Origin of the sequence: Streptomyces flavofungini, from assembly GCF_041028215.1 — a bacterium.
In the GTDB taxonomy this organism is placed as follows: Bacteria; Actinomycetota; Actinomycetes; order Streptomycetales; family Streptomycetaceae; genus Streptomyces; species Streptomyces flavofungini_B.
Map to the genome: position 1 here is coordinate 1 of NZ_JASKYR010000296.1, position 9,134 is coordinate 9,134.

Genomic DNA, 9,134 nt, shown 5'->3' on the forward strand with positions numbered 1-9,134 from the left:
GATGAGACCCATGCCCGAGCCAATGACGGCCCAGACCCTCAGCACCGGCACCCACCCCGACCCCGTGCGCGCCGACGCGGGCCGCACCTTCATCAGCACCTGGCGCACCGGCTCGCCCGAGCGGCAGCGGCAGACGCTGATCGCCGTCGCACGGGCCTGGGAGAGCCGCCCGTGGCCGCACCCGGGGCTGCTCTCGTACAACGTGTACGCGGGCTCGGACGGTTCCACGGTCCTGAACTTCTCGCAGTGGCGGGACGAGGAGGCCCACCGGGAGTTCTTCGCGCGGGCGGGCAACGGCAGGGACGCGCGGAACGCCGACATCGACGCCGCCGTGCCGGGCATCGAGCGCCTCGAACTCGTCAGGACCCGGCACTACCGCAGCCGCACCGGCGGCGGCGAACGCCGTGAACCGGGCGCCATCGTGACCGTGCGGGTCGACTTCGACGCCCCCGACCCCGGCCGCGCCCGCGCCTGGGTGGACGGCGTCATCGACGCCCTGGACAGCGACCCGGTGGCGAGGCCGGGGCTGCTCGCCGCGCACTTCCACGTCAGCACGGACGGCTCCAAGGTGATCAACTACGCCGAGTGGGAGAGCGAGCGGGCCCATGAGGACGCGCTCGCCGCGGCGGGCGAGGGCATCGGATCGCCCACCCCGCAGTGGCGCGAAGTGCGCGATTTCCCCGGTGTCGTCCACGACGACGCGGTCGCCAGGTACCGGTTCGCCTACGGCTTCCTACCGAGCTGAGCGTAGTTTCCCCGGTCCCCCCGGCGCCGACCGCCATGCCCGCCTGGACAGGGTCAGGTGTCGGCGGGACGGTGGAGGCTCCACCCCAGGGAGTCGGCATGGACGGCAGCGGAACCGGCAGGGCCGGCACCGGCAAGGAGTTCCGGATCGCCAGGGAGTTCGAGGTCGAGGGCTCCCCGCCCCAGGTCTGGGCCGCCCTCACCACCGGCACCGGCGGCTGGCTCCGGCCCCTCCTGTACGAGCCGCGCGAGGGCGGCAGCGCCCCGTACGGCGGGACCGTGACCCGCTGGGACCCGCCGCACCGCCTGACCGCCCGCGTCGAGGACCCGGACGGGGTGCCGGGCCAGAGCCTGGACCAGGTCGAGCACACCATCGAGCCCCGCGACGGCGGCCGCCGCTCCTGGCTGCGCCATGTGCACAGCGGCATCTTCACCGGGGACTGGGCGGCCCAGTACGACGGCGCCGCCAAGCACACCGATTTCCAGCTGCACACGCTCGCCCAGTACCTGGCGCACTTCGTGGACCGCCCGGCCGTCTACTCCGGCCTCAGCGGCCCCGCAGGGTCGGCCGCGCCCGACGCCTTCGTCCGCCTCACCCGGGCCCTCGGCATCCCCGACGACGCCGCCGAGGGCGCCCGGGTCCGCGTGGAGGGTCCCGGCGAGGAGCTGAACTCCGTGATCGACTTCCGCAGCCGGTACTTCGTCGGGCTGCGGACGGACGACACCCTGCACCGCTTCTTCGGCCGCAACCACTTCGGCGCACCCGTCGCGCTGAGCGTCCACGACTTCGGGACGCACGCCGACGCCAAGCGCACCGAACTGGCCTGGCACGACTGGCTGCACCACCTCTACGCCTGAGGCGGCGCGCCGGGGGCCGCCGCCGCTACGGGCGGAAGCGCAGCACCTGCGGGTCGTGGTCGCTGTTCTGCTCGGCGAACTCCGCGTTGATGTGCACGCTGTCGTAGGAGAAGCCCTTCCCGACGCCGGGGCTGGTCAGGATCTGGTCCAGGACCTGGGTGTTGCCCTGGTAGACGTACGAGTACCGCTCGCTCCTCGGCAGCGACGTGACGGCCGCCCGCAGCGCGCCGCCGTCCGTCAGGGCCTTGGTGGTGCCCGAGAACTCGAAGTCGTTGATGTCGCCGAGCACCACGACGTCCGCGTCCCGCTGCGCCGTGCGGATGTCCTTCACGAAGCCGTTCACAGCCTGCGCCTGGAGCAGCCGCTGCTCCTCCGAGGAGCGCCGCGGCGGCTGGTGGTGGGAGGTGAGGGACTCGTCGCCGCCCTTGGAGGCGAAGTGGTTGGCGATCACGAAGACCGTGCGGCCGCGGAAGACGAACTCACCGGCCAGCGGCTTGCGGCTGTTGTTCCACGCCGCGTTTTGCGGGTCGACGCGGCCCGGGGAGTGGGTGAGCGCGGCGCGCCCCTTCGTACGGACGACCCCGGTGGGCGTCGTCGCGTCGCCGCCCGCCCGCTCGGTGAACGAGACGCGCGCGGGGTTGTAGAGGAAGACCTGGCGGATGTTGCCGCCGGGCTCGCCGCCGTCCTTGTTGTTCTCCGGGTCGATGGACCGCCAGGCGTAGCGCGGACCGCCCGCGGCGGCGATCGCGTCCGTGAACTTCCGCAGGGTCGCCTCCGCCGACACCGTGCCGTCGTTCTTGGCGCCGTTGTCGTCCTGGATCTCCTCCAGGGCGACGATGTCGGGCGAGGCGAGGTTCTCGACGACGGCTCCCGCGAGCGCGTCGAACTTCTGCTGCGGGTCGCCCGGGTCGAGGTTCTCGACGTTGTACGTGGCGACCGCCAGCTCGCCCTTGCCCTGCTTGCGCGTCCTCTCCCGGTCGAGACCCCTCTCCCGTACGTCGCCCAGCTCACGGGCGGCCAGGGTGTAGCCGCCGAACTGGTTGAAGTCCAGGGGGCCTTCGGTGCTGCCGCTCAGCACGTCGCCCACGTCCGCCTTGGGGAAGGGCCGCTCGGAGACCGGGGCGAGCTGCTGGATCTGCAGACGCCCGCCGTTCTGCGCCGCGTAGGAGCCGTAGACCGTGCCGCCGCGCCGGTTGGCGTTCTCGTGCGGCTTCACCGTCACCCACAGCTCGTTGTACGCGTCGGTCGCGCCGACCACGCGCGAGCCGCCGATCCGTACGTTCATGCCCTCCAGGGACTCGTAGAGGTCCAGGGCGTAGCCGCGGGGCCGCAGCGGCAGCGCGTCGATGCTGCCGTCCCGCGCGGGGTCACCGGCGGGCGCGTACCGGTCCGGGACGGACTTCGCGCTGATCGTGACCGGGGCGGGCAGCGCGTTGCCGGAGGACTCCACCGTCACCGTCGGCCTGGTGAGCTGGGTGAGGGACTGGTTGCCGGAGTTCGCGCCGCCGGGCACGTACTCCCCGACCGTCCCGGAGACCCGCACCGCGTCGCCGGGCCTGACCGTGAGCGCGGCCGAGCCGGTGAAGACGAAGATGCCCTCGCTGGTGGCCGCGTCGCCGTCCCGCCCGGTGTCCTGGATCCAGAAGCCCTTGGAACCGTGGCCGCGCACGCCGGTCACGATGCCGGGAACATCGCTGACCTGCTGTCCCACCAGGGGCGAGATACGGGTGGTGCCCTGGATGTCGTGGATGCGGACCGCGTCGGCTGAGGCCGTGGCCGAGGTGACGGCGAGCAGGCCGGCGGCCAGTGCGGTGGCGACCACGGCGCTGACGGCGGCGGATCTCGGCAGGCGGGGCGTCGGTATGTGAGGCATCTGGGAACTCCGGGTGAGGGTGTGGGAACGAAGCTGCGGCGCAGCGCCGATCGGGCGCTCTACGCGCGTCAATCTCTTGTGTGACCAGGGGAGTTGTCAAGGTGGTCCGGGTGTTCCCCCGCTGTACGTCTTCCGACGGGCACATGAACCGGGCGGCATGGTGCCAAATCCGTCTAGGCTTGCGCACGCAGAGCCGCCCGTATCGCCGGAGGAGAACCAGCCGATGTCCGTAAGCCCCGCCACCCTGCCGCCGGTGCTGCTGCACTCCGAAGCGGAGCTCGCGCGGGCCGCGCTCGCCACCCCGCTGCTCTCCCGCGCGGTGCGGCTCGCCCGCTGGGCGGGACCCGGTACGCGGGTCGGCGCCGGGGGCGAGCTCGTCGACGCCCAGCTCCCGGCCGCCGCCGCCGAGCTCGGCCTCGCGGCGGACGACCCGGACGCCGCGGCGTACGCCAGCGAGGCCTGGCGGATCGCGGTGGACACCGGCCTGATCGACGTCACGGACGCCGAGGAGGAGGGCGGCGAGGGCACCGTCACCCAGGGCGAGGACCTCGCGGTGCTCTCCGGGGGCAGCCCGCAGGACGTGCTCGCCGTCTGGCTCGGCGCCCTGGACACCGTCTACGCGGACGCCACGGTGCCGGACATGGACAACCTCCTGGACGTCCTGGAGGAGAACGGCGAGGTCGACTTCGACGAGCTCGGCTGGGACCCGCAGGCCGAGGCCGACTTCCTCGACGGCGTCCTCGGCAACCTCTACCTCCTCACCGTCGGCGACGCCGCGGCCGGGGAGGGCCCGGTGCCGCTGCCCGCGCTCGCCGCCTCGATGATCGTCCCCGACGACATGGGCGAGCCCACGGACGACATCCTGGAGCAGGTGTCGGACGCGATGATGAAGCTCGACGACCAGTTCCGGCTCTTCGAGCCGCTCGGCCTCGTCGAGTACCAGCCGGTGGACGAGGCGCTCATGGCCGAGATCGACGACGACGCCGAGGAGCCGCCCGCCCCCGTCGACGACGAGGACGTCGCCCGCTACGGCATGGTCCGGCTCACCCCGCTCGGCCTGTACGGCGTCCGGGCCCGGATGCTGGAGGCCGGCGTCGACGCGCCCGCCGTCGGCGACCTCGCGGACAAGGGCGCCGACGCGCTGCTCGAAGGCACCTCCGGGTTCCCGCAGGCCGCCGCGCAGGCGGAGATCGAGCAGTGGCTCGCCCGGCACGAACCGCTCGCCGCGGCACGGGAGCTGCTCGCCGCGGCCCGCGGTGGCGACGAGGGCGCCCCGCTGCGGCGGCTCCGCTGCCAGCAGGCGCTCTCACTGGTCGGCGGCGAGGCCGAGCCCGCGCTGCGCGAGGTGCTCGACGACGCCGAGCTCGGCGGGCTCGCCCGGGTCTGGCTGACCGAGCGCGGGGCCGCGGACGTGCCCGCGCCCTCGGAGGCGCTGATCTTCTGGCTCACCATCGACACACTGGCCGCGCAGCTCGCCGCCGAGGGCAACTCCGACGAGCTCCAGGGCCTGGTCGAGGGCCTCTCGCAGCAGCACAGCGGCTTCTTCGCCACGGCGTGGCGCGTCGACCACCCCGCCACGGCGGACGTCCTGGAGGCGATGGGCCGCCTGCACCCCGACAAGAAGGTCGCGAAGGAGGCCCGCAAGGCGGCCTTCAAGGCCAGGTCGCAGCAGGGGCTCTGAGGCCCCGGGCGGGCCCCGCTGATCGGGGCCCGCCCGGAGAGTGCGCTCATCCCGCCGACGGTGTCAGCACTCGTACCTGGTGGTGTGCTTGAAGGACGACGTGGCCCCGTCGAACCCATAGGTCCCCCGGTACGCCGGGGGATTCTGGAACTCGCCGACGATCGTGATCGTCGAGGCACAGCTGCCCTGCCCCGCCCGCTTCGCGTCCAGCCGGATCGTCTCGCCGATCGTGCCGCCCGTGATGTCCCACGGCGCGCCGCAGATGCCCGCGGTGATCCGACCGCCGGTCACCACGTGCGGATAGGTGTTGGGGTGGTACTTCACCTCGATGGCGAAGGTGACCTGGCCGTTGTGGAGCGTCAGCTTGCAGTCGGCCGACAGCGCCTCCGGCGAGACCTCGGCCTGCGGTGCGGCGAACGCCTCGTCGCGCGTCTTGACCTCGGCGCCCTGCGGGTTGTGGAAGCGGTGCTCCATCCGCGACTGGCCCTTCTCCTTGCGTGCCTGCGTGGTCATGGGTAACCCTCCTTCCGTTCCTGACCGTCAGGCCAGCAGCTCGGCGATCTCCACGCGCAGCAGCGCGCGGACGTTCTCGATGTGGTTGGCCACGGTCACGGTCGAGGACCCGGCGAAGAGCAGGCCCACCGCCACGTCGTCCTGCGAGGTGACGAGCGAACCGGAGTCGCCGCCCGCGGAGATGTTGGTGGTCAGGATCTGGTCCTTGAACCGCGCGGTGCCCGCCGTGCCGTAGTTGACGTCGATCGTCGCGTCGACCGCCATGATCCGGCCGAAGCTGATGTTCGTCGTACGCCCGGTCTTCTTCACCCGGTCGCCCACGGCCACGTTCGCCTTGCGCCGCCAGGCGCGCGGAGCGCCGCTGAAGTACTGCTCACGCGTCGCGTCCTGGAAGTCGACCGCGCCGAGCGCCGCGTCCACGACGTTGTTGTGCCGCTCCAGCGGGATCTGCGGGGCGAACTGGATGGTGATGAACCGGTCGAGGACCGCGATGCGGTCCGCCGGGTCCTGGCCGCCGTCGAAGACGCCCGGCTGCACGATCGCGCTGCCGAGCTGCGCCCGGTTGGAGTCGGCGAGCACATGGTTGTTGGAGAGGATGTAGAACTTCGCGGGGACGCCGAGACCGGAGCCCGGCGGGTCGACGGAGGCACCGGGCAGGAAGTCGTAGACCACGCTGCCGAGCGTGCCCGCGGTCACCCGGACGTTGCCGACCGAGAAGCCGGAGGGGCACGGCCGCATCCGGCGCTTGAGGAGCTGCGGCTCGAACGTACCGAGCCCCACGAGGTCCTCGAGCTGCGGCTGGCCGAGCCCCGAGAGCTGCTCGCTGATGCCGCCGTCGGGGCCGTATGTCACCGAGGCGCGGTCGTCGGCCCGGCGGCCGCCCGCCCTGCTCTGCCGCCGCTGGGCCGCGATGTGCCCGACCGCGACGACGTCGGTCGGGGTGCCGTCGTCCATCTGGCTCGGTACGACGTCCCGCTCGGGCAGCATGGAGTCCGGGACCTTCTGCGTGACGAAGACCAGGACCGCGGGCTCGCCCGTGGGCCGGCCGCCCGTCCACTTCACGCCATGGCCGAAGCCGACGACGTTGGCGAGCGGCTGCTGGGGCCGCAGGAAGTCGGACATCGCCTGCTGGCGGGAGCTGTCGCTCAGCTGACCGCCGGTGGGTCCACGCATCAGTTCGGGCTGGCTCTCCACGCCAGACCACCTCTTCACCTTGGCTGCGGGGTGAGGGCTCCGGGGGCGCTCAAGGCGCCGCTCCCGCTACGTCCCGCCGCTCTGCGCGTCGACTTCGCCGATGGCGAGCACGCGTACGGGGACGCCTTCGAGCACATCCGGAACCACGTCTTCGTCGCGGAGCCGGTCACAGGGCACTCGGTGGGTGACAAAGACGACGATCACGTCCTGGCCCGAGTGTTCGTCCCGACCTGTGCCGACGCCGGTGACATTGGCCAGCCTCATCAGCCGGCCCTCGTGGAGGATGCGCGCCTGATGTGCGTCCACTCGGCCCGCCTCCTCGCGTGGGTGGTGCGCTAGCGCTACGAGTCGGTCTATGCCCGGGGGCCCCGCGGGTCAAGGTGTGCCGCGCCGATTGTTGGGCCGGGGCCAGGTTCACGGAAGCGGGCCCTTGCTCGTCGTGCGCCGTTCAACCGCTGTTCAGGCGCGGGCGCGACCGTTTCGCCGACAGCAGCCAGGCCCTTCGCGCTTCGCGCCTGCCCGAGGAGTAACCATGTCGCTCACCCGCAGGGATTTCGCCAGACGCTCCGCGCTCACCGGGGCGGGGGTCGCCCTGGCCGGCAGCGTCGGCGCGCTGGCCACCGCGCCCGGCGCGCTCGCCGCCTCCGAGACCGAGGAGCTTGGCGGCGCGGGCGAGGACGGGGCGGACACCCGCGGCCACGGGCACCACGGCGGCCCCGGCTACGGCCCGCTGATCGACGACCCCGAAGGACTGCTCGCCCTGCCCGCCGGGTTCTCCTACCGCGTCCTCACCCACAGCGGGCGCACCAGGCTGGAGAGCGGCGAGTTCACGCCGTCCAACCACGACGGCACCGCCGCCTTCCGCGGCCCGCGCGGCACCACCCTGCTGGTCAACAACCACGAGCTGGGCGGCCCTCGCAGCAAGTGGAAGTACCCCGTACCGCTCACCGAGGGGCTCGTCTACGACCCGGCCGCGGCCGGCGGCTGCACGGTCGTCGAGGTCGGGCGCGACGGCCAGGTGGCCGAGTGGGTGGGCATCGCGGGCACGGCCACGAACTGCGCGGGCGGCAGCACTCCCTGGGGCACCTGGCTGACCTGCGAGGAGACCGAGGACAAGGCCGGTCAGAACGGCATGACCAAGGACCACGGCTATGTCTTCGAGGTGGACCCGCTGGACCGGCGCGCGGGCCGGGACCCCCAGCCCGTCAAGGCCTTCGGCCGCTTCGCCCACGAGGCCGTCGTCGTCGACCCCAGGCGCGGCCACGTCTACCTGACCGAGGACGCCTCGGGGCCGAACGGCCTGTTCTACCGCTGGACACCGCCGCACGGCTTCGAGCACGGCCGGGGCAGGCTGCGCGGCCTCGCCGACGACGCGGGTGTCCTGAAGGCGCCCAAGTGCTTCGACTCCGGCGGCCGTTTCGTCGACGACCTCTCGCGGGCCACGAAGACCGGCACGGTCTACGGCGTGGACTGGGTGGAGGTGCTCGACCGCGACGCGCGGACCGTGCCCGTGCGCAAGCAGTTCGACGACGGCGACATCACGCGCGCCCGCAAGCTCGAAGGCATGTGGTGGGGCGACGGCGGCGTCTACATCGTCGCCTCCTTCGCCCGCGCCGAGAGCCCCGTCCAGCACGACGGGCAGGTGTGGTTCTACCACCCGGGCCGCCGCACCCTCACCCTGAAGGTCCTGCTCGGCGTCAACCCCGACCCGGGCGAGGACGGCGCCTTCGACGGCCCCGACAACATCACCGTCTCGCCCTACGGCGGTCTGGTCATCGCCGAGGACGGCGAGGGCGTCCAGCACCTCTTCGGCGCCACGGAGCACGGCCGCACCTACCCCATCGCGCGCAACGAGCTGAACGCGGGCACCCCGGACGACCCCTCGTACAGCGAGTTCACCGGCGTCACGTTCTCGCCCGACGGCAGGACCCTGTACGCGAACATCCAGACGCCCGGCATCATGCTGGCGATCACGGGGCCCTGGAAGCGGCAGCGGCGCTGAGACCCGACTCTGCCGTTGCGTGACTCAGCGGTCACAGCACGTCGATATCCGGAGTCGGAACGTTACGTCAGTACCCCTTTCGGGTAGTTTACGGGGCCGCTGGGCGTGGCGTTCCGGCTGCGGTTTGTGTGTCTGTTCCATACCGATGTGAGGGCGGTGTGAGCTCGGAGCATGGTGCGGCGGGTGTCCGGGGGCGCATACTGCGAACATGACGAGGCCCGCCGGCTCGCGCCGCCACCTGCCGAACAGTCCCTTCAACGTGCCCGCCC

8 protein-coding genes are annotated in these 9,134 nt (G+C 72.5%); 4 read left to right on the forward strand and 4 right to left on the reverse strand.

Annotated features, from left to right (window positions below):
• Position 1: 1 nt before the first annotated feature.
• Positions 2-745, forward strand: a complete 744-nt coding sequence (locus AB8Z36_RS20745; protein ID WP_369214846.1) for an antibiotic biosynthesis monooxygenase — start codon at positions 2-4, stop codon at positions 743-745.
• Positions 746-843: 98 nt separating this feature from the next.
• Positions 844-1,602, forward strand: coding sequence for an SRPBCC family protein (locus AB8Z36_RS20750; protein ID WP_369214847.1), 759 nt, complete (start codon positions 844-846; stop codon positions 1,600-1,602).
• Positions 1,603-1,627: 25 nt separating this feature from the next.
• On the opposite strand, the gene AB8Z36_RS20755 is transcribed toward AB8Z36_RS20750, so the two are convergent.
• Entirely contained in the window at positions 1,628-3,475 is a 1,848-nt protein-coding gene (locus tag AB8Z36_RS20755) for an endonuclease/exonuclease/phosphatase family protein (RefSeq protein ID WP_369214848.1), read from the reverse strand.
• Between the two features lie 223 nt (positions 3,476-3,698).
• Here AB8Z36_RS20755 and AB8Z36_RS20760 point away from each other — a divergent pair, with 223 nt between their 5' ends.
• Positions 3,699-5,156 carry a hypothetical protein gene (locus AB8Z36_RS20760; RefSeq protein ID WP_369214849.1) on the forward strand — a complete coding sequence of 486 codons (1,458 nt, stop codon included), beginning with the start codon at positions 3,699-3,701 and terminating at the stop codon, positions 5,154-5,156.
• Positions 5,157-5,219: 63 nt separating this feature from the next.
• Here the strand turns inward: AB8Z36_RS20760 and AB8Z36_RS20765 are convergent, their stop codons facing one another.
• The 3 genes from AB8Z36_RS20765 to AB8Z36_RS20775 all read right to left on the reverse strand — a co-directional run bounded on the left by AB8Z36_RS20765 (position 5,220) and on the right by AB8Z36_RS20775 (position 7,169).
• On the reverse strand, positions 5,220-5,669 hold the full coding sequence (locus tag AB8Z36_RS20765) for a hypothetical protein (RefSeq protein WP_369214850.1): 450 nt from the start codon (positions 5,667-5,669) through the stop codon (positions 5,220-5,222).
• 27 nt (positions 5,670-5,696) lie between these two features.
• A complete protein-coding gene (locus tag AB8Z36_RS20770; RefSeq protein WP_369214851.1) occupies positions 5,697-6,863 on the reverse strand; it encodes a hypothetical protein in 1,167 nt (388 codons plus the stop codon).
• Between the two features lie 66 nt (positions 6,864-6,929).
• On the reverse strand, positions 6,930-7,169 hold the full coding sequence (locus AB8Z36_RS20775) for a hypothetical protein (RefSeq protein ID WP_369214852.1): 240 nt from the start codon (positions 7,167-7,169) through the stop codon (positions 6,930-6,932).
• 226 nt (positions 7,170-7,395) lie between these two features.
• On the opposite strand from AB8Z36_RS20775, the gene AB8Z36_RS20780 reads away from it, so the two are divergent.
• Complete coding sequence (locus AB8Z36_RS20780) at positions 7,396-8,865, forward strand: alkaline phosphatase PhoX (protein ID WP_369214853.1); 1,470 nt, start codon at positions 7,396-7,398, stop codon at positions 8,863-8,865.
• The last annotated feature ends 269 nt before the right edge of the window (positions 8,866-9,134 follow it).

Coding starts and splice junctions, on each gene's coding strand:
- AB8Z36_RS20780 (WP_369214853.1), top strand. CDS start 7,396: ATGTCGCTCACCCGCAGGGATTTCGCCAGACGCTCCGCGCTCACCGGG.
- AB8Z36_RS20765 (WP_369214850.1), bottom strand. CDS start 5,669: ATGACCACGCAGGCACGCAAGGAGAAGGGCCAGTCGCGGATGGAGCAC.
- AB8Z36_RS20760 (WP_369214849.1), top strand. CDS start 3,699: ATGTCCGTAAGCCCCGCCACCCTGCCGCCGGTGCTGCTGCACTCCGAA.
- AB8Z36_RS20750 (WP_369214847.1), top strand. CDS start 844: ATGGACGGCAGCGGAACCGGCAGGGCCGGCACCGGCAAGGAGTTCCGG.
- AB8Z36_RS20745 (WP_369214846.1), top strand. CDS start 2: ATGAGACCCATGCCCGAGCCAATGACGGCCCAGACCCTCAGCACCGGC.
- AB8Z36_RS20755 (WP_369214848.1), bottom strand. CDS start 3,475: ATGCCTCACATACCGACGCCCCGCCTGCCGAGATCCGCCGCCGTCAGC.